The sequence below is a fragment of the Aminobacter sp. BE322 genome, assembly GCF_050433525.1.
In the GTDB taxonomy this organism is placed as follows: domain Bacteria; phylum Pseudomonadota; class Alphaproteobacteria; order Rhizobiales; family Rhizobiaceae; genus Aminobacter.
This window is the reverse complement of the sequence record NZ_JBNPXB010000003.1, coordinates 325,060-344,438: the sequence shown is the minus strand read 5'-3', so window position 1 is coordinate 344,438 and position 19,379 is coordinate 325,060. Positions and strand designations below refer to the sequence as shown.

The 19,379-nt window shown below is 68.2% G+C and carries 18 protein-coding genes; 9 read left to right on the top strand and 9 right to left on the bottom strand.

Going from position 1 to position 19,379, the window contains the following annotated elements; genetic code table 11:
• Positions 1-37: 37 nt before the first annotated feature.
• Positions 38-946, top strand: coding sequence for an EamA family transporter RarD (gene rarD / locus J2X50_RS07785; protein ID WP_429093616.1), 909 nt, complete (start codon positions 38-40; stop codon positions 944-946).
• A gap of 21 nt (positions 947-967) precedes the next feature.
• Positions 968-1,654, top strand: coding sequence for a glutathione S-transferase family protein (locus J2X50_RS07780; RefSeq protein ID WP_429093613.1), 687 nt, complete (start codon positions 968-970; stop codon positions 1,652-1,654).
• Positions 1,655-1,663: 9 nt separating this feature from the next.
• On the opposite strand, the gene J2X50_RS07775 is transcribed toward J2X50_RS07780, so the two are convergent.
• A complete protein-coding gene (locus tag J2X50_RS07775) occupies positions 1,664-2,275 on the bottom strand; it encodes a TIGR00730 family Rossman fold protein (protein WP_429093611.1) in 612 nt (203 codons plus the stop codon).
• 111 nt (positions 2,276-2,386) lie between these two features.
• Here J2X50_RS07775 and J2X50_RS07770 point away from each other — a divergent pair, with 111 nt between their 5' ends.
• The 5 genes from J2X50_RS07770 to J2X50_RS07750 all read left to right on the top strand — a co-directional run bounded on the left by J2X50_RS07770 (position 2,387) and on the right by J2X50_RS07750 (position 7,761).
• Positions 2,387-3,802, top strand: a complete 1,416-nt coding sequence (locus J2X50_RS07770) for a LysM peptidoglycan-binding domain-containing protein (RefSeq protein ID WP_429093608.1) — start codon at positions 2,387-2,389, stop codon at positions 3,800-3,802.
• A gap of 67 nt (positions 3,803-3,869) precedes the next feature.
• Positions 3,870-4,208: an ArsR/SmtB family transcription factor gene (locus J2X50_RS07765; protein WP_429093605.1), complete on the top strand. Its 339-nt coding sequence runs from the start codon at positions 3,870-3,872 to the stop codon at positions 4,206-4,208.
• 14 nt (positions 4,209-4,222) lie between these two features.
• On the top strand, positions 4,223-6,118 hold the full coding sequence (locus tag J2X50_RS07760) for an ABCB family ABC transporter ATP-binding protein/permease (protein ID WP_429093602.1): 1,896 nt from the start codon (positions 4,223-4,225) through the stop codon (positions 6,116-6,118).
• Positions 6,119-6,214: 96 nt separating this feature from the next.
• Complete coding sequence (locus J2X50_RS07755) at positions 6,215-6,913, top strand: phosphatidylserine decarboxylase (RefSeq protein ID WP_429093600.1); 699 nt, start codon at positions 6,215-6,217, stop codon at positions 6,911-6,913.
• Between the two features lie 2 nt (positions 6,914-6,915).
• Positions 6,916-7,761 (top strand): CDP-alcohol phosphatidyltransferase family protein, encoded by an 846-nt coding sequence (locus J2X50_RS07750; RefSeq protein WP_429093766.1) that lies wholly within the window; start codon positions 6,916-6,918, stop codon positions 7,759-7,761.
• On the opposite strand, the gene J2X50_RS07745 is transcribed toward J2X50_RS07750, so the two are convergent.
• Positions 7,758-9,980, bottom strand: coding sequence for an AMP-binding protein (locus J2X50_RS07745; protein WP_429093597.1), 2,223 nt, complete (start codon positions 9,978-9,980; stop codon positions 7,758-7,760). The genes J2X50_RS07750 and J2X50_RS07745 overlap by 4 nt on opposite strands.
• A 221-nt stretch (positions 9,981-10,201) precedes the next feature.
• Positions 10,202-11,107, bottom strand: a complete 906-nt coding sequence (locus J2X50_RS07740; RefSeq protein ID WP_429093594.1) for a DMT family transporter — start codon at positions 11,105-11,107, stop codon at positions 10,202-10,204.
• 109 nt (positions 11,108-11,216) lie between these two features.
• On the opposite strand from J2X50_RS07740, the gene J2X50_RS07735 reads away from it, so the two are divergent.
• Entirely contained in the window at positions 11,217-11,723 is a 507-nt protein-coding gene (locus J2X50_RS07735) for an OsmC family protein (RefSeq protein WP_429093592.1), read from the top strand.
• Between the two features lie 24 nt (positions 11,724-11,747).
• Here J2X50_RS07735 and J2X50_RS07730 read toward each other — a convergent pair whose 3' ends face one another.
• The 3 genes from J2X50_RS07730 to J2X50_RS07720 all read right to left on the bottom strand — a co-directional run bounded on the left by J2X50_RS07730 (position 11,748) and on the right by J2X50_RS07720 (position 15,116).
• Positions 11,748-12,371: a hypothetical protein gene (locus tag J2X50_RS07730; RefSeq protein ID WP_429093589.1), complete on the bottom strand. Its 624-nt coding sequence runs from the start codon at positions 12,369-12,371 to the stop codon at positions 11,748-11,750.
• Between the two features lie 116 nt (positions 12,372-12,487).
• Positions 12,488-14,254: an SLC13 family permease gene (locus J2X50_RS07725; protein ID WP_429093586.1), complete on the bottom strand. Its 1,767-nt coding sequence runs from the start codon at positions 14,252-14,254 to the stop codon at positions 12,488-12,490.
• Between the two features lie 115 nt (positions 14,255-14,369).
• Positions 14,370-15,116 carry an SDR family NAD(P)-dependent oxidoreductase gene (locus tag J2X50_RS07720; RefSeq protein ID WP_429093584.1) on the bottom strand — a complete coding sequence of 249 codons (747 nt, stop codon included), beginning with the start codon at positions 15,114-15,116 and terminating at the stop codon, positions 14,370-14,372.
• Positions 15,117-15,301: 185 nt separating this feature from the next.
• Between J2X50_RS07720 and J2X50_RS07715 the strand changes: the two genes are divergently transcribed.
• Positions 15,302-15,724 (top strand): DoxX family protein, encoded by a 423-nt coding sequence (locus tag J2X50_RS07715; RefSeq protein ID WP_429093581.1) that lies wholly within the window; start codon positions 15,302-15,304, stop codon positions 15,722-15,724.
• A 28-nt stretch (positions 15,725-15,752) separates the two neighbouring features.
• Here J2X50_RS07715 and purF read toward each other — a convergent pair whose 3' ends face one another.
• The 3 genes from purF to radA all read right to left on the bottom strand — a co-directional run bounded on the left by purF (position 15,753) and on the right by radA (position 19,368).
• Positions 15,753-17,222 (bottom strand): amidophosphoribosyltransferase, encoded by a 1,470-nt coding sequence (gene purF, locus J2X50_RS07710; RefSeq protein ID WP_429093579.1) that lies wholly within the window; start codon positions 17,220-17,222, stop codon positions 15,753-15,755.
• An 85-nt stretch (positions 17,223-17,307) separates the two neighbouring features.
• Positions 17,308-17,937 (bottom strand): CvpA family protein, encoded by a 630-nt coding sequence (locus tag J2X50_RS07705; RefSeq protein WP_429093576.1) that lies wholly within the window; start codon positions 17,935-17,937, stop codon positions 17,308-17,310.
• Between the two features lie 27 nt (positions 17,938-17,964).
• Complete coding sequence (gene radA / locus J2X50_RS07700; protein WP_347967954.1) at positions 17,965-19,368, bottom strand: DNA repair protein RadA; 1,404 nt, start codon at positions 19,366-19,368, stop codon at positions 17,965-17,967.
• Positions 19,369-19,379 lie beyond the last annotated feature (11 nt).

Here is a 19,379-nt window from a genome sequence, read left to right as displayed (position 1 = left end):
TGGCGTCGATGACCCGCCGGGCGCATAGGTTCGCGCCATGAGCACACAAGCGCCTGCGATTTCCCGCGACGAAGCATCGCGCGGCTTTCTCTTTGCCCTTTCGGCCTACCTGATGTGGGGCTTCCTGCCCTTCTACATGAAGGCAGTGGCGCACATTCCCTCGCCCGAGGTGATCGCCCACCGCATCGTCTGGTCGATACCGATCGCCGCCCTGCTGCTGTGGTGGCTCGGCCGCACCGCAGACATCAAGGTCGCGCTGCGTACGCCGCGCACCCTGGCGCTGGGCGCGCTGACGGCAGGCCTCATCACCATCAACTGGGGCGTCTATGTCTGGGCGATCGCCAACGACCGGGCGTTGGAAACCGCACTCGGCTACTACATCAACCCGCTGTTCACCGTCTTCCTGGGCGCCGTCGTGCTCGGCGAGAAGCTGACCCGGGCGCAGATGCTGGCGATCGGGCTTGCCGTGGTCGCGGTGGCGCTGCTGACCTGGGATACCGGCGGGCTGCCGTGGGTATCCATCGTGCTCGCCCTGTCCTGGGGTTTCTACGCCCTGTTCAAGAAGACGCTGCCGATCGGGCCTGCCCAGGGCTTCTTCCTCGAGGTGCTGCTGCTCGGCATTCCCGCGCTGGCCTACATCCTCTACCTGCAGTCGTCCGGCGTCGGCCATTTCACCACCACGGGCATGGCCGACGTCTGGCTGCTGCTCGGCTGCGGCGTCGTCACCGCGGTACCGCTGATCCTGTTCGCCAACGGCGCCAAGCGGCTCAGGATGTCGACCATCGGCATCATGCAGTACATCGCCCCGACGATGATCTTCGTCATCGCCATCTTCATCTTCCGCGAGCCGTTCTCGAGCGAACGCGCCGTTGCCTTCGCGCTGATCTGGGCGGCGCTCGCGATCTACACCTGGTCGATGTTCTCGGAACGCAGCAAGGGCGGCTGACGAGACCGGACGGAGGAGACGATGTACGAACTCTATATCGCCAACAAGAACTACTCGTCCTGGTCGCTCCGGCCCTGGATACTGATGCGGGCGCAGGGCATCGACTTCGCCGAGCGGCAGGTGCCGTTCGGGAACCTGCCGGGGTATCCGGATTTCCGCTCGTTTTCGCCGACCGGCAGCGTTCCGTGCCTGATCGACGGCGGCCTGACCGTGTGGGACTCGCTGGCGATCGTCGAATACCTGGCCGAACGCCATCACGGCGTCTGGGCGGAAGATGCCGTCGCCCGCGCCTGGTCGCGATCGGCCGCGGCCGAGATGCATTCCGGCTTCCGCAGCCTGCGCAACATCTGCGGCATGAGCTGCGGCGTGCGCGTGGCCCTCAGCGAGCGCCCGGCGGACCTGGAAAAGGACATCACGCGGATCGGGGAGCTGTGGAACCAGGGGCTCGAACGCTTCGGCGGCCCGTTCCTTGCCGGCCGGCATTTCACCGCCGTGGACGCCTTCTTCGCCCCGGTGGTATTCCGGGCGCTGACCTACGGGCTCGAATTCGGCGGTCGCGCCGGGACCTATGTCGCAACCATGCTGGCAACCCCGTCGATGCGCGAATGGTATGACGCTGGCCTGGCGGAGACCTGGCGCGACCAGCCGCACGAGGACGAGATCGCGGCGTCCGGGACGATCACCGCCGACCTGCGCGCCCGCGCCTGAACCGCTTGCTCACATCTTGTCGATGAGCGACTGGACGCCTTCGGTGGGCGTGGCGTCCGCGCCTGCCGCGACCAGTATCGCGGCGACCATCGCTTCGGGCTCGTCGATGACGAGTGGCTGCACCAGATGCGAGGTGTGGACGAAGCCCTCGGTCCGCATGTGCTCGATGAGCGACAGCATCGGGTCCCAGAAGCCGTTGACGTTGGCGAAGGCGATCGGCTTGCGGTGATGGCCGAGCTGCGCCCAGGTCATCACCTCGACGATCTCCTCGACCGTGCCGATGCCGCCCGGAAGCGCCACGAAGGCATCGGACTTCTCGAACATGGCATGCTTGCGCTGGTGCATGTTGTCGGTGATGACGAGTTCGTCGAGCCGGCCGAGCGCGCTTTCGGTCGCTTCCTTGTTCATCAGGAAGCGCGGTATGATGCCGGTGACCTTGCCGCCGGCGCGCCGGGCGCCATCGGCGACCGCGCCCATGACGCCCTTGGTGCCGCCGCCATAGATGAGCCGCAGTCCGGCCTTGGCGATCGAGCGGCCGAGCAGGTGGCCGGCCTTGATGTAGACCTCATCGCGGCCCGGCGACGAGCCGCAATAGACGCAGATGGATCGAATCGTGTTCATGCCTGATTGGGTATTGCGTCTGTGGGCAGGGTCAAGCCCGCACCGGGCTTTTTCTTGTCGCTGCCGGCAAAACAAGGTAGACCCGTCGCGCGGCTAGGGGCAGGAACAAGAATGGCAATCAATCCGTTGAAAATCTTCCTTCTGGCAGCCGGCGGCTCGGTCGCGGCTGCCGGTGTTGCATATGTATCGGGCGTGCTCGATCCTTACCTCGCGCCGCCGCCGGCGGCGGTGGCGAGCCTGCAGGCTCCGGCCACGCCGGCGCCAGCCGCGCCGAGCGCGCCCAAGGCTGCCGAGCCCGCCAAGCCCGCGGCCGAAGCCGCGGCTCCGGCCCAGCCGGCAGCAGGGGTGGTGCCGCCGTCCTTCGATGTCGTCCGCGTCGAGGAGAACGGCTCGCTCGTGATCGCCGGTAAGGCCCCGGCCAGCGCCAAGGTCGAGATCGTCACCGGCTCCAAGGTCATCGGCGCGGCGACGGCCGGCACAGACGGCGACTTCGCCGTGGTGCTCGACAAGCCGCTCGAGCCGGGCGACTACCAGATCGTGCTGCGCTCGACCGCTCCCGACAATCTGGTCGCCACGTCGACCGAGACAGCGGTGGTCTCCGTTCCCGAGCAGCCGGGCGGGCAGGTGCTGGCATTGGTCGAGGAGCCGGGCAAGCCGTCGCAGCTGATCACCGTTCCCAAGGCGCCGGCCGAGCCGGCAACGCCGCCAGCGGCCGACCAGCCGGCGCAAGGCAGTGCCGCCGTGGCGCCGGCCGCGCCGCAGGCCGCTCCGGCAGCACCCGAGGCGGCCGCCAAGGTCAAGGTCGCCGTCGAGGCGGTCGAGATCGAGGGCAAGAAGGTCTTCATCGCCGGAACCGCCGACGCCGGCCGCAAGGTGCGCGCCTATGCCAACGAGATCCTGATCGGCGAAGCCGTGACCTCGCCCGAGGGCCGCTTCCTGATCGAGGCCGAGCGCGAACTGCCGGTGGGCGACTACATCGTCCGGGTCGACGCGCTCGAGGCCGACGGCGTCAAGGTGGCCGCACGCGCCGCCGTGCCGTTCACGCGTGAGCCGGGCGAGGCGGTGGCAGCCGTGGCCCCGGCGCAGCCCGCACAGGCTGAGGCGCAGCCGGCGGCGCCTGCCGGGCAGGGCGGAACCCAGGCCGAAGCGCCGGCCGCCGGCACATCTGCCAAGCCCGCTGAAGTGGCGGCTGCCCCGAGCGTGCCCGAAAAGCCGGCCGAGACCGCAGCGGCGCCCGCCGCCCCCGCCGGCGAGACGCCGGCGGCGACGGCGCCGAAGCTGCAGCCGGTCAACGGCGCGGTGATCATCCGCCGCGGCGATTCTTTGTGGCGCATCTCGCGCCGCGTCTATGGCTACGGCGTGCGCTACTCGACCATCTACCTCGCCAACCAGGACCAGATCCGCGATCCCGACCGCATCTGGCCGGGCCAGGTGTTCCGCGTCCCGGAGAAGTCCAAGGAAGGCGAAGCCGCCAACATGGACGCCATGGGCGAGCAGGCGATGCCCGCCCAGGCACCCAAGCAGTAGGCCGGAGCACGGATTTCCGGTAATTGCAGTTGCGAAGGCCAATTTCATCGTCTATCGTCGATAGACGATGAAATCCTTCCATCCAGATCAGCATTGCGGCACCGCGTCCAGCGAGGACGTGGCCCAGAAGCTCGCGGCGCTCTCGCATCCCGCGCGGCTGCAGATCCTGAGGCGGCTGGGCGGCGGCAGGTCGTGCTGCTGCAAGGAAGTGGTCGAGCATCTCGACCTCGCCCAGTCGACGGTTTCCCAGCATCTGAAGATCCTCGTCGAGGCCGGGCTGGTGCGTTATGCGCCGGAGCGGCAGCGCTCCCGCTACCAGATAAATGAGGCGGCGCTGGCCGAGGTTTCGGCCTCGGTCGCCGCGCTCGTCGAATCCTGCTGCGCCGTCGACGGCGCCGGCGGCTAATCAAGGCAAGACCAGTGGCTAACAAGACCGTTTCCGCCGATCGCGGCTCGACCTTCAGCACGATCAAGAACCTGTGGCCCTACATGTGGCCGGACGATCGCCCCGACCTCAAGATGCGCGTCGTCTGGGCGACGGTGTTCCTGATCGTCGCCAAGCTGACGCTGGTGGCCGGACCGTATTTCTTCAAATGGGCGACAGACGCGCTGGCCGGCGACCAGCGTTCGCCCCTGGCGCTGCCGGCCTTCCTGCTCGCGCCGGTCATGCTTGTGGTTGCCTACAACTTCGTGCGCATCGTCCAGCTCGGCTTCAACCAGCTGCGCGACGCGCTGTTTGCCAGCGTCGGCCAGTATGCTGTCCGCCAGCTTGCGCACCGGACCTTCGTGCACATGCACGAGCTGTCGCTGCGCTTCCATCTCGAGCGGCGCACCGGCGGGCTGTCGCGCATCATCGAGCGCGGCACCAAGGGCATCGAGACCATCGTCCGCTTCACCATCCTCAACACCGCCCCGACCGTCCTCGAATTCGCGCTGACGGCCGGCATCTTCGGCTTCGCCTATGGCTGGAAATACGTGGCCGTGGTGGCGGTCACCGTGTGGCTGTACGTCTGGTTCACGGTCAAGGCGAGCGACTGGCGCATCGCCATCCGCCGCGAGATGAACGATTCCGACACCGACGCCAACACCAAGGCGATCGATTCGCTGCTCAACTTCGAGACGGTGAAGTATTTCAACAACGAGCGCATGGAGGCCGAGCGCTTCGACCGCTCGATGGCGCGATACGAGCGCGCGGCGACCAAGACCTGGACCTCGCTCGGCTGGCTCAACTTTGGCCAGGGCGTCATCTTCGGCCTCGGCATGACCGTGGTCATGTGGATGTCGGCGCAGGAGGTGATGGCCGGCACGCAGACGGTTGGCGACTTCGTGTTCGTCAATGCCATGCTGATGCAGCTTTCCGTGCCGCTCAACTTCATCGGCATGATCTACCGCGAGATCCGCCAGGGCCTGACCGACATCGAGAAGATGTTCGACCTGCTCGACGTCGAGCAGGAGGTGGTCGACAGGCCGGGCGCCCGGGCGCTGACGGTCGGCTCCGGCCGCGTCGAGTTCCGCGACGTGCATTTCGCCTATGACAAGAACCGGCAGATCCTGAAGGGCGTGAGCTTCGAGGTTCCGGCCGGCAAGACGGTGGCTATCGTCGGCCCCTCGGGCGCCGGCAAGTCGACGATCTCGCGGCTGCTGTTCCGCTTCTACGACATCCAGCAGGGCGCGATCCTGATCGACGGCCAGGACCTGCGCGACGTGACGCAGGAAAGCCTGCGCGGCGTCATCGGCATGGTGCCGCAGGACACGGTGCTGTTCAACGACACCATCGCCTACAACATCCGCTACGGCTGCACGAACGCCGACGAGGAGGACGTGCGCAAGGCGGCGGAACTCGCCCAGATCTCGGGCTTCATCGAGCGCATGCCCGACGGCTACAAGTCGATGGTCGGCGAGCGCGGGCTGAAGCTCTCGGGCGGCGAGAAGCAGCGCGTGGCGATCGCCCGCACCATCCTCAAGGCGCCGCCGATCCTGATGCTGGACGAGGCGACCTCGGCGCTCGACACCCAGACCGAGCAGGACATCCAGAGCGCGCTCGACATGGTCAGCAAGGGCCGCACCACGCTGGTCATCGCCCATCGCCTGTCGACCGTCATCTCCGCCGACGAGATCATCGTGCTCGAGGACGGCAGGATCGCCGAACGCGGCACCCATGCCGACCTGCTCAGGCACCGCGGCCTCTACGCCAGGATGTGGGATCGCCAGCGCGAGGCGAACGAGGCCGAGGAGCGGCTGCGCAAGGTGCGCGAGGAGGACGAGCTCGGCGTCATTGCGCGCCGGCGCACGCCGGAGGTCGCCGAGGGCAACTGATCCGAAACCGGGTCGCCGCTGCGCCGATGTCGCGTTGCGGCGGCTGACCGTTTCCGGTAAGCACTCCGGAACCTCAACAGCCGGGGCAGCCCCTTCATGAGCATAGCCGACACGATCCGCAACGCCTTTGTTCCGGTCCATCGCGAGGGCTACCCCTTCATCGCCGGATTCGCGGCCGTTGCCGTTCTTCTGGGGCTGTTCTCGACCTCGCTGTTCTGGATCGGGGCGATTCTGACGGCCTGGTGCGCCTACTTCTTCCGCGACCCCGAGCGGGTCACGCCGCTCGACGACAGGCTGGTCGTCAGCCCGGCCGATGGCGTGGTCTCGGCCGTCGGCCCCGCCGTGCCGCCGCGCGAACTCGGCCTCGGCACCACCGAGATGACCCGCATCTCGGTGTTCATGAACGTCTTTTCCTGCCACGTGAACCGTGCGCCGGTGCGCGGCAAGATCGTCCGCATCGAGCACCGCCCGGGCAAGTTCCTCAATGCCGAACTCGACAAGGCGAGCCAGGAGAACGAGCGTAACGGCGTGGTCATCGACAGCCCGAACGGGCAGGTGGCCGCGGTGCAGATCGCCGGCCTGGTGGCCCGCCGCATCGTCTGCTGGGCGGATGTCGGCGGCAACATTGCGGTCGGCGAGCGCTTCGGCCTGATCCGTTTCGGCTCCCGCGTCGACGTGTTCCTGCCCGCCAATGCGGTCCCGCGCGTCGCCGTCGGCCAGACGGCCGTGGCCGGCGAGACGGTGCTGGCAGAATTCGGCGGGGCGAGCCACGCGCCGCTGGTGCGGGTCTCTTGACCATGGTGGCGCCGTTCAAGCCCTTCGAGCCGCATGGGCGCGGCGGTCCGCGCATCCGGGAGATCCCGCTACGGCTGGTGCTGCCCAACCTCATTACGGTGCTCGCCATTTGCGCCGGCCTGTCGGGGATCAGGCTCGCCTTCGAGGGGCGCTTCGAGCCCGCCGTGGTGATGGTGCTGGTCGCCGCCTTCCTCGACGGCATCGACGGCCGGCTTGCCCGCATGCTCAAGGCGACGTCGAAATTCGGAGCGCAGATGGATTCGCTGGCCGACATCGTCAATTTCGGCGTGGTGCCGGCGCTCGTGCTCTACGCCTTCCTGCTCGACCGCGCCGGCTCGCTCGGCTGGATTGCGGCGCTGCTCTTCACCATCGCCTGCGGGCTGAGGCTCGCCCGCTTCAACGTGCTCGACGACGACCTCGAGCGGCCGGCCTGGCAGGCCGAATATTTCGTCGGCGTTCCGGCTCCGGCCGGTGCGGTGGTGGTCTTGGCGCCGATGTACCTGGCCTTCCTGGGAGTGGAGCCGACGCGCGCGGTGGCCTATGCCGGCACCGCCTTCGCCATCCTGATCGCCTTCCTGCTGGTCAGCCGGCTGCCGGTCTATTCCGGCAAGAAGCTGAGGATCCGGCGCGAATACCTGCTGCCGGTGATGCTGGCGGCGGTGTTCTACGTCCTGTTGCTGACGGTCTACCCGTGGCAGACGCTGACGGCTTCGGTCGCGGGCTATCTCCTGTTCCTGCCGCTGAGCGCCAGTGCCTATGCGCGCCGGGCCAAGATCGAGGCGGCAGCCGAAGCCGCCGCTGTCGAGGCAACTGCCGAAACGCCCGATACCACGGCGCCGGAGGCCTAGGCGGCCGCCAGGCCCAGTTGCTCGATCGCCATGCGCCGCGCCGCCACGTAGTCGGTCTTGCCGGAGCCGAGCACCGGCAATTCCCCGACCTTGACGATGTCGTGCGGTACCATGAGGTCGGCCACGCCGGCCTGCTTGCCGTAGAGCCGCAAGGTCTCGGCATCGGCATTGCCGGCGGTGGTGACCAGCACGATGCGCTCGCCCTTGCGCTTGTCGGGCACCGCGACGGCGGCGTGATGCTCCTCGGGCCACAGCGACTGCACCAGCATCTCGACCGCGCCGAGCGACACCATCTCGCCGGCGATCTTGGCGAAGCGCTTGGCGCGGCCGCGGATGGTCAGGAAGCCCTCGCGATCCACCGAAACGATGTCGCCGGTGTCGTGCCAGCCGTCGAGCGGCTGCAATTCGCCCGGCCGGTCGGCGGTCATGTAGCCCATCATCATGTTGGGGCCGGTGAGCCAGAGCTGGCCGCCTTCGCCGACGCCCTCGACCGGCTCGAGCCGCATGCGGATGCCCGGCAGCAGCCGACCCACCGTGCCGTCGCGGTTGTGGGTGGCGGTGTTGACGGCAACGACCGGCGCGGCCTCGGTCAGCCCGTAACCCTCAACGATCTCGGCGCCGAAGCGGTCGCGCCAGACGCGGCGCGTCTCCTGGCGGACCGGCTCGGCGCCGGCGACGACGAAGCGCAGGCTCGAAAAGTCGCCGTCCTCCGCCGTCCGCGCATAGGCGGACAGGAAGGTGTCGGTGCCGAACATGATGGTCGGGCGGGCCTTGCGGGCGATGTCGGGGATCAGCTTGTAGTGCAGCGGCGAGGGATAGAGGAGCAGTCGCACGCCGGTCAGCAGCGGCAGGATGGTGCCGCCGGTCAGGCCGAAGGAATGGAAGGCCGGCAGCACGTTGAGCAGCTTGTCGGCGGGCGAGATGGAGATGCGGGCCTCCGCCTGCATGGCGTTGGCGATGAGGTTGCGGTGCGACAGCACCACCGCCTTGGGCGTGCCTTCCGAGCCCGAGGTGAACAGGATGACGGCGGGCTTCGACGCGTCCTGCGGCTGCAGCGGGCGATGCCATTGCAGCGCGGCAGCCGCCTTCTCGGGCGCCGAGACGGCTTCGCGCAGTTCCTCCAGCCAGACCATGCGGGCGCCGGCCTGCTCGATCGCGGCGACGACATCGGCGAGATCTGCCTTTTCGATGAAGACCTTCGAGGAGACGACGACCCTGACCTCGGCGGTCCTGATCGCCGAGGCGACGTTGGCCGGGCCCGCGGTGTAGTTGACCATGGCCGCGACCCGGGCCGCAGAAACCAGCCCCATGAGCGTGACGACCAGCCCGTTGGCGTTGGGCAGGAGCACGCCGACGGCGTCGCCGGGGGCCGACATTGCCTCGAGGCGCCGGCCGATCACGCGGGCGCCCGTCATCAGCATGCGGTAGCTCAGGGCGCCGGTGACGACGTCCTCGACGATCGTCCGCGACGCGCCGTAGCGCTCGGCGGCGTCGCACATGGCATGGAAAAGCCCGCCGTCGAGCTCGGCGGCGGCGAGGCGCGCTTCGGCGAAGCGGTCGAAGAAGGCGTTGGCGGAGGTGGTGTTGGCGGCGCCGGCGCGCTCGGCCAGCTCGGCGATGGTCATCGGCGCGAGCGCCGCGATGCCAAGGCGCGGGAACCAGCTGCGCGGCGCCTGCTTCGGCGGCGTCAGCGACGACGGCAGGTGGCGCGCGCCGCCGACGAAGATGGGTACGATGCGAGCGTCGGCCTGCATGGCGATGCGGGCGACGGCGCGGAACAGGCGGAACGACTTGACGTCCGGTTCGACGGTGTCCGGGAAATAGACGGCGAGGCGGCCCTTGCCGCGCAGCACGCGCACGAGCCGGCGGCTGACGAAGACGTGCTCGGCGTTGAAGACGATGTTGCGCGCCAGCGTCCGCCAGGGGTCGAGCCAGTGTGCCTCGGCCGACGCCTCGTCGAGGATGTGCAGGGTGTCTTCGGGCAGCAGCGACAGCATCAGCGCCGGTTCGATGCGCGACTGGTGCGAGACCACGTAGATGGCCGGGGCGGGGGCCGCGCGGGCGTCGCGCGTGGCGTCGTCGCGGATGCGGTAGACCAGCTTGAACGGGACGTAGAGCAACGCTTGGCGGAAACGGATGCCGAGCGTGTAGGCCAATACGCCCGCAGCGAGCGCCCAGACGGCCGCGACGCCTAGCAACACAGCACTGGCCAGCAGCATGCCGCACCTCCCAATGCACGCGGTCGTGGACCGCATGCCATGAAACTAGACGATGCCGACGCAAGGTCAATTCGCATCGTCTCCCAATCCCTTTGCCCCAAATAGGAAAAAGCCGGTCTTGCGACCGGCTTGAAGTCTAGGGACGGGTGGAGGGGATGGGGGGATGGGGCAACCCGTCCTGGGCGCTATAACGCGGTCGCGGCCAAATGGTTCCGCAGCCCTCACACATTTTGCGACTGGCCACTGGCAGTGAGGGGGCGGCGCGCGGCGTTCCAGTCGCGCCAGGCATGCGCGAACACCGCCGAAAGCACGATGGCGCCGCCGGCGAGGCTTGCCGCCGGCGGTATTTCGGACAGGAACAGCCAGGCGAAGAATATGCCGATCGGCACCTCGGCGGTGCCGATGAGGCCGGCTTCGGCCGCCGGTATGCGGCGTGCGCCCTCGGTCCACAGCACGACGGCCAGCGCGAAGGCGAAGCCGAAGGCCGCGAGCAGGGGCACGTCGCGGGCCGCGACCGCCAGCGGATCGGCCACGAACCAGGCGGGCAGGACGCCGAGGAAGGCCGAAACGGCGCCCGCCCACACCACCGGGGCGGTGCGGAAGCGGCGGACGAGGGCGGCATAGATCGCGAAGGAGAAGGTCATCACCAGGGCCAGGAAATCGCCGAAGGCGTGGCCGCCGCCCAGCCCGGATCCGACCATGATGGCCACGCCTGCCAGGCAGGCGGCCGCGGCGACCAGCGTCTCGCGCCGGAAGGGCTCGTTTGCGACGATCCGCGCCATGAGCGCCGCCACGAAGGGCACGGTGGCGTATATGACCACGACATTGGCGACATAGGTGTTCTTGAACGAGGCGATGAAGACGATGCTGGAGAACGTGCCGAGCCCGGCGAGCAGCCAGCCCTGCCAGCCGAGACGGAGGCTCTCGCCGCCGCCCCGGGCACGGCGCCAGAGGACATAGGCCGAGATCAGCACGCCGCCGACCAGGCCGCGCCAGGAGGTGACGGTCAGCGGATCGGCGTCGATGGATTTGGTCAATATGCCCGCGAGCCCGAAGACAGCGGCCGAGAGGGCGACGAGCGCCATGCCGAGCCTGTGTTTCGCCTGCCTGCCGGCCTCGACCGCCATCGAACCTCTCCCTGCCGAACAGAGGTTAGCTTAATTGGCGCCAGCTGCCAGCCTTGTGTCAGGAGCGGGCGCCCGGCTAGCATGCGGTGCACAAAGCCGGAGGAAGGCCATGGATGCCGCAGGATTGAAGGCGCTGCAGGCGCCGCTCAAGGAAGCCTACCGCGAGGACGCCGGGCGCGCCCTGATCACGCTCAGGGCGAGGGGGACGGTCGACGACCAGTCGATCGCCTGCAAGGTCGATACCGGCAAGGCGATGGTGACCGCCGGCCTGCATCCCGCGACAGGCGGCACCGGTCTCGAACTCTGCTCCGGCGACATGCTGCTCGAGGCGCTGGTGGCCTGTGCCGGGGTGACGCTCAAGGCGGTGGCCACCGCTCTCGAATTCCGCCTCGGCGAAGCGGTGGTGTCGGCCGAGGGCGACCTCGACTTCCGGGGCACCCTCGGGGTGGCCAGGGACGCGCCGGTGGGCTTCCGCGCCATAAGGCTCGCCTTCAAGCTGGACACCGACGAGCCGAAGGAGCGCATCGACGCCCTCATCAAGCTGACCGAGCGCTACTGCGTGGTGTTCCAGACGCTGAGCGCCCGCCCCGAGCTCTCGGTGACGGCCGAGCGGTGAGGAACCGCAGGGTCGGCGATCCGCTCAGTTGGCGGCGAAGCAATAGAACAGGCCGTCGCCGCCGGTGCCCTTGAGCGCCTCCTGGCCGCAGCCGCCGCGCGACGGGTGCGAGGAATTCCACGACTTGGCGGCCGCCGAATCGTCGAGCCCCATGCGGTCGTGGTGGCCCATCATCGCCACGCCCTCGCCGTCGCTGGTCCAGTCGCCGCAGGTCTGGTCGGCGATCCTGGTCCCGTCCGGTTTCGAGCCGGTGAGCATGTCGTGGCGGTTGGGCGTGTCGCCGCGGCCGTTGATGACGTTGCCCTTTTCGTCGAGCGCGGTCTGCTTGTTGATGTTGTTGGCGTCGCTGTGCAGGGAATCGACGTCGTCGGCGACCTTCTGGCCCTTGGCGTTGAACCACGGACCGTTGCCGATGCGGCTGCGCGCGTCGACCGTGCTGGTCGACAGATAGGCGCGCCATGTCTTGCCGGTCGCGCCGGCGGCCTCCGCGAGCTTCCGGCATTGCGCGTCGGCCCCCTCCAAGCCGCCGAGATTGGCGCCCTTGCCGAGGCTGCTGCTGGTGACGAAAAAGCTCATCGTGTTCTCCTGGGCGCCTGCTGCGGCGAGGCCGGCATAGAGTGCGGCGGACAAGACGAGGATACGCTTCATCGGATGGTCCTCCCTGGATGGCGATCGAGGCCCGCAAAACTAGGGCGCGGCGCCATCGAGGGCCAATCACGCTTGTGTGTCGCTCGCCTGACGATTTCGTCTGGCTGCAAGACGCCCTAAATCGGCCAGACGAGCATCAGCAACGGCACCGCCACCGCGATCACCAGCAGCGACAGCGGCAGGCCGAGGCGCGGATAGTCGGAGAACTTGTAGCCGCCGGGACCCATGACCAGCGTGTTGCACTGATGCCCGATCGGGGTCAGGAAGTCGCAGCCGGCGCCGATCGCCACGGCCATCAGGAAGGCTTCGGGCCGGTAGCCGAGCGTGCTGGCGAAGCCGGCCGCGATCGGGGCGACCACCAGAACCGTCGCGGCGTTGTTGAGGAAGGGCGTCACCGCCATCGCGACGACGAGGATGAGGCCGAGCGCCCCGGCCGGGGGCAGCGCGGAGGCGAAATCCGCGAGCCAGGCCGCGATCAGGTCGGTCGCTCCGGTGCGCCTGAGCGAATCGCTGACGGGGATGAGGGCTGCGAGCATGACCAGAATCGGGCCGTCGATGGCGTCGTAGACGTCGCGCAGAGGGATGACGCGAAACAGCACCATGGCGATCGCCGCGGTGAAGAAGGCGAAGGGCACCGGCAACAGGCCGAAGGCCGTGGCGGCCATCGCCGCCACCAGAATGAAAAGCGGGACTATGCCGCGGCGGAAACTGCCGAGCAGGATCGGACGCTCCGCCAGCGGCAGGCAGCCGAGTTCGCGCAGGATGTCCGGCAAGGTCTGCGGGTTGCCCTGCAGCACCACGACGTCGCCCATCCGCAGGGTGACCGCGCCGAGACGCTCCTGGATTCGCTCGCCCTTGCGGCTGACCGCCAAGAGGTTGACGTTGTAGCGGTCATAGAGCGCCAGCCGCTGGGCCGATCCGCCGATCAGCCGGGAATTTTCGCCGATGACGGCCTCGACGGCGGTCGCGGCGTGCTTGCCGCCGGCCGAATCGCGGCTGCCGGTGACGCTGAGCTTGGCCTGCGCGACCAGGCGGTCCAGCACGTCGGGGGCGCCCTCGATGAGAAGGATGTCGCCTTCGCGCAGCTTGACGTCCGGGAACGGCGTCACGTGCTGGGCGCGCGAACGCAGGACCGAGGTCACCACCGCGCGCCCGCCGCCGGTCTTGACCAGGTCGGCCAGGCTCTTGCCGACCACGGTGGAGTCGCCGACGATGCGCGCCTCGGTGACGTAGTTGTCGATGTCGATGGCTTCGTGGATGGAGGCCGCGGCGCGCGACCTGATCGGCACCAGCCTGTAGAACAGCACCAGGAAGACGACGCCGGCGGCCGCCAGGCTGGCGCCGACCGGCGTGAAGTCGAACATGGTGAAGGCCTCGCCGGTCATCTCCTGGCGCACGCGCGAGACCACGATGTTGGGCGAGGTGCCGACCAGGGTCATCAGGCCGCCGAGCAGCGCGCCGAAGGCCATCGGCATCAGGAAAACCGAAGGCGAGGTGTTGGAGCGCCGCGCGAACTGGAACGCGATGGGGATCATGATCGCCAGCGCGCCGATGTTCTTCACGAAGGCGGAGAGCACGGTGACGATGACGACGAGCAGCGCGAGCTGCGCGCGCACGCTGGAGACGTCGGGCGCGAAGCGCTGGATGGCGTATTCCATGATGCCCGAGCGGGCGACACCGGCACTGACCAGCAGCGCGCTGGCGACGATTATGACGATGTCGTCGCTGAAGCCGGTGAAGGCGCTTGCGGTCGGCACGATGCCGGCCGCGACCGCGACGATCAGCGCGCCACAGCCGACGAGGTCATAGCGGTACCGTCCCCAGATGAACGCCGCCATCATCAGCACGATGACGGCGATGGACATCATCTGGTCGGTCGTCATGCGGCGGAAGTCCCCACTTCGGTCGGTCGGCGATGGTCAACGCGGCAGCAGTATTATCGTTGCCTCTTGCGCCGGCCAAGGCCCCAAGCGGCAAGGGCCGGGCGGCAGAGGGCGCTCAGGCCGGCTGCTGGTAGGAAACCCAGCGCTGTTCGCGCGCCTGGTAGATCAGGCCCGTCCGGGTGAGGGCAGGGTCGACCAGCGGCAGCATGTGGACTGCAACCTCGGAGGGGTGCGGCACCGTTTCGGGGTTTTCGCCGGGCATCGCCTGGGCACGCATCGCGGTGCGGGTACGGCCGGGGTCGAAGGCGTTGACGCGCAGCCGCAGATTGCGGGTCTCGTCGGCCCATGAGCGCATCAGCGTCTCGACCGCGGCCTTGGATGCGGCGTAGGGCGCCCAGAAGGCGCGCGCCGAATGGGCGGCGTTGGAGGTGACGACCACGGCGCGGCCGGCGTCGGAAAGGCGCAGCAGCGGATCGACCGAGCGTATCAGCCGCCAGGTGGCGGTGACGTTGACCGCCATCACCTTGTCAAAGACCTTGGCTTCGACATGGCCGATGGGGGCGATGACGCCGAGGACGGCGGCGTTCGCCACCAGGATGTCGAGCTTGCCCCAGCGCTCGTGGATCGATCCGCCGAGCCGGTCGATGCCGGCCATGTCGGTGAGGTCGAGCGGCACCAGCGTCGCCTGGCCGCCGGCTGCCTTGATCTCGTCGTCGAGCTCCTCCAGGCCGCCGACCGTGCGGGCCACGGCGATGACATGGGCGCCGGCAGCGGCAAGCTGCTTGGCGGTGTGGTAGCCGATGCCGCGCGAGGCGCCAGTGACGAGCGCGATGCGGCCGGAGAGGTCGGGGGTGGTGGTCATACGGGCATCCAATTCGAACTGGTCGATCCGCAGCCTGATAGGACGATTTCGCCGCGAACAAAACCCCGCAAGGGAGAATGGATGCAGGCGCCGGCCGGTAACACGCGAAAATGTCCGCCCAGAATGTCGGAACGACGCGCCAGCAGACGTCCTATGTTGCGAACGATCCCAAGAGGAGGCCACCGATGAGCAGAACCGTTGCGATCCTTGTTGCTCGACTGATCTTCGCCGCCGTATTTGCCATGGCGGCCGTCTTCAAATTTTTTGGCATGGCGGATACGGCGCTCTACATCGCTGCCGCCGGCTTTCCGTTGCCGCTGCCGCTGGCATGGCTGGCGGCGATCTTCGAGATAGGCCTGGTGCTGGCGTTCCTGACCGGCGCCTATTTCTCGGAGGCCGCGCTGCTTGCCGGCGCCTATGTGATCTTCCTGGCCTTCGCCTTCCACGGCCCGTCGCGCTGGCAGGGCAACCAGGCCGAGTTCGGCTTTTTCGTCGACCACTTCACCTTCCTCGCGGGGCTGCTGTTCGCAGCGGTCCACGGTCCAGGCGAGCGGCTGGCGCTGCGGCAGGGCTACATCTGGAAAGGCGGCGCGGCCTCCGCGAACTGACGCGGAAGCGGCCCATAGATGAGGAGACCTACACCCCGCCGGTGGCGAGCAGCGACAGGGAGCGCACGTTGTCGGCGCCCTCGTGGTCGAGCAGGCGAGTCGGGTATTGACCCGAGAAGCAGGCATCGCAGAACTGCGGCTGCTCGTCGTTGCGGCCGGCCTCGCCGACGGCGCGGTAGAGCCCGTCCATCGACAGGAAGCCGAGTGTATCGACACGGATGAACTCGGCCATCTCCTCGATCGACATGCGCGAGGCGAGCAGCTTCGACTTCTCCGGCGTGTCGACGCCGTAGAAGCACGAGGCGCGGGTGGGCGGCGAGGCGATGCGCATATGCACTTCCTTGGCGCCGGCGTCGCGCACCATCTGCACGATCTTCTGGCTGGTGGTGCCACGCACGATGGAATCATCGACCAGCACGACCCGCTTGCCCTCGATCATGCGGCGGTTGGCGTTGTGCTTGAGCTTGACGCCCATGTGACGGATGGAATCGCCCGGCGAGATGAAAGTGCGGCCGACATAGTGGTTGCGGATGATGCCGAGCTCGAACGGCAGGCCGGCCTCCTGGCTGAAGCCGATCGCCGCCGGCGTGCCCGAGTCGGGCACGGGCACGACCAGGTCGGCGTCCACCGGGCTCTCGCGCGCCAGCTCCATGCCGATGCGCTTGCGCACGTCGTAGACGTTGCGGCCTTCGACCGAGGAATCGGGACGGGCGAAATAGACGTACTCGAAGATGCAGAAGCGCGGCTTCTGCGGCTCGAACGGGAAGTGGCTCTCGACGCCCTTGGAGGTGACGACCACCATCTCGCCCGGCTTGAGGTCGCGGACGAAGCGCGCGCCGATGATGTCGAGCGCGCAGGTCTCGGAGGCGAGGATCCAGGCGCCGTCGAGGTCGCCCAGCACCAGCGGGCGGATGCCGAGCGGATCGCGGCAGCCGATCATCTTCTTCGACGACAGCGCCACCAGCGAGAAGGCGCCCTCGACCTGGCGGACCGCGTCGATGAAGCGCGCATTGAGGTCACGTTCCTTGCTGACGGCGACGAGGTGCAGGATCGTCTCGGTGTCGGAGGTCGACGAAAAAATCGCGCCTTGCTTCTGCAGGGCGCGCTGGACGGTCATGGCGTTGGTGAGGTTGCCGTTGTGGGCGATGGCGAAGCCGCCGTCGGCCAGCTCGGCGAAGAACGGCTGCACGTTGCGCATGCCCGCTCCGCCGGTGGTGGCGTAGCGCGTGTGGCCGATGGCACGGTTGCCCTTGAGCCGGTCGATGACGGATTGCTTGGTGAAGGTGTCGCCGATCAGGCCGATGTGCCGTTCGACGTGGAACTGGCTGCCGTCATAGGAGACGATGCCGGCAGCCTCCTGGCCGCGATGCTGGAGGGCATGCAGCCCCAGCGTCACGATGGCTGCGGCCTCCTGCCGGCCGAATATACCGAACACGCCGCATTCGTCGTGGAAATGATCGTCGGCTTCCGCTGAAAGGGCGGTCGATGCGTCTGCCATGGGGCGAGGCCTCTCGTCGCAAAAACGCTATATAGTGCCAAGGGGCGGGAAGGGCAACGCGACTTCCACGCCCCTCGCGCCTTGATCAGTTGTTTGTCGGCGCCGGCTCGGCGGGCGCGTCGGCTTCGCCTTCGGGATGCGCCTCGGCGCCACCCGCCTCGGCTCCGCCTTCGGCCGGCGGTGCGGCGGTCCCGGTATCGGAACCCTGCGGATTGAGCTTCTTGAGGATCGAGTTTTCCGGATCCTCGGGCAGAAGGTTCTCGAGCGACGTGCCGATGCTTTCGAGCAGCGGCCGCGACTTGGCTTCGGCGATCCAGGCCGGCGACTTGTCGCCGACCAGCCAGCTGAAGAACAGCAGGCCGACGGCGACGACGAGGATGCCGCGGGCGGCGCCGTAGAGGAAGCCGAGCGTGCGGTCGAGCGCGCCGATGCGGCTGTCGATGATGAAGTCGGCGATCTTCATGGTGATGATGGTGACCACGATCAGCGCGACGATGAAGACGATGCCGGCCGCGGCCGCCATGGCGATCTTCTCGTTGTCGATATAGGGCTGAACGTAGGGGACGACCGGCTTGTAGAGCAGGAAGGCGGCGACCGCCGCGGCTGCCCACGATGCGATGGAGAGCACCTCGCGGGAAAAGCCGCGAACCATGGCGAGCATCGCCGAAACGAGGGTGAAGCCGACCAGAATTCCGTCGAGCAGCGTAATCGGCATCGTGTCACTCACTCCATGACGACGGTGTCAGTCCGTCTCTTCCGCGCGGCTTCGCCTCGAGCCGGCTATCCGTGCCACCAGATCCGAAAGCTCGGTCGGCTGGAACGTTCCGGCACCTGCACCGCCCGCGATGTCCCCACTGCCGGAGGGCAGCACGGCCCTTCCGAACCCCAACTTTTCGGCCTCTTTAAGGCGCTGCTGCGCATGCGCAACGGGCCTTATCGCACCTGAAAGGCTGATTTCGCCGAAATAGACGCAATCCGCGGGCAGAGCAATACCGGTAAGCGACGAAACCAGTGCGGAAGCCACCGCGAGATCGGCCGCGGGCTCGGAGATGCGGTAGCCGCCGGCGACGTTGAGATAGACGTCGTGCTGGCCGAAGCGGACGCCGCAATGCGCCTCGAGCACGGCGAGCACCATTGACAGCCGCGACGAATCCCAGCCGACCACGGCGCGGCGCGGCGTCCCCAGCGTCGAAGGCGCCACCAGCGCCTGGATCTCGACCAGCACCGGACGGGTGCCCTCGATGGCGGCGAAGACGGCTGCACCCGGCGCCTTGGCGTGGCGTTCGCCGAGGAACAGCTCGGACGGATTGGCGACCTCGCGCAGGCCCTTGTCGGACATTTCGAACACGCCGATCTCGTCCGTGGGGCCGAATCGGTTCTTCACCGTGCGCAGGATGCGGTAGTGGTGGCCGCCTTCGCCCTCGAAATAGAGCACGCCGTCGACCATGTGCTCGACCACGCGCGGGCCGGCGATCTGGCCTTCCTTGGTGACGTGGCCGACCAGCACCACGGCGGCCCCCGTCGACTTGGCGTAGCGGATCATCGCCTGGGCCGAGGCACGCACCTGGGTGACCGTGCCCGGAGCGGAATCGGCGAGGTCCGTCCATAGCGTCTGGATGGAATCGATGATGACGAGGTCGGGCCGCTTGCCGTCGGCGATGGTGGCGAGGATGTCCTCGACGTTGGTTTCGGCGGCGAGTTCGACCGGCGCCGAGGCCGCACCCAGCCTTTGCGCACGCAGCCTGATCTGGGCGACCGCCTCCTCGCCCGAGACATAGACGATGCGGTGGCCCTGGCGGGCGAGTGCCGCCGCTGCCTGGGTGAGCAGGGTCGACTTGCCGATGCCGGGATCGCCGCCGATGAGCAGCGCCGAGCCGCGCACGAAGCCGCCGCCGGTGGCCCGGTCGAGCTCGCCGATGCGCGAGACGATGCGCGGCGCGTCCTCGATGTCGCCGTCGAGCGAGGTCAGCGTGACCGCGCGGCCCTTGCGCGCGCTCTTGAGCGAGGACGGCCCGCTGCCGATGCCGCCGGCCGTGCCCTCCTCGACGAGCGTGTTCCACTCGCCGCAGGAATCGCATTTTCCGGCCCAGCGCTGATGCGCCGCGCCGCAATTCTGGCACACGAACTGGGTGCGGGTCTTAGCCATGGAGGGGCTGT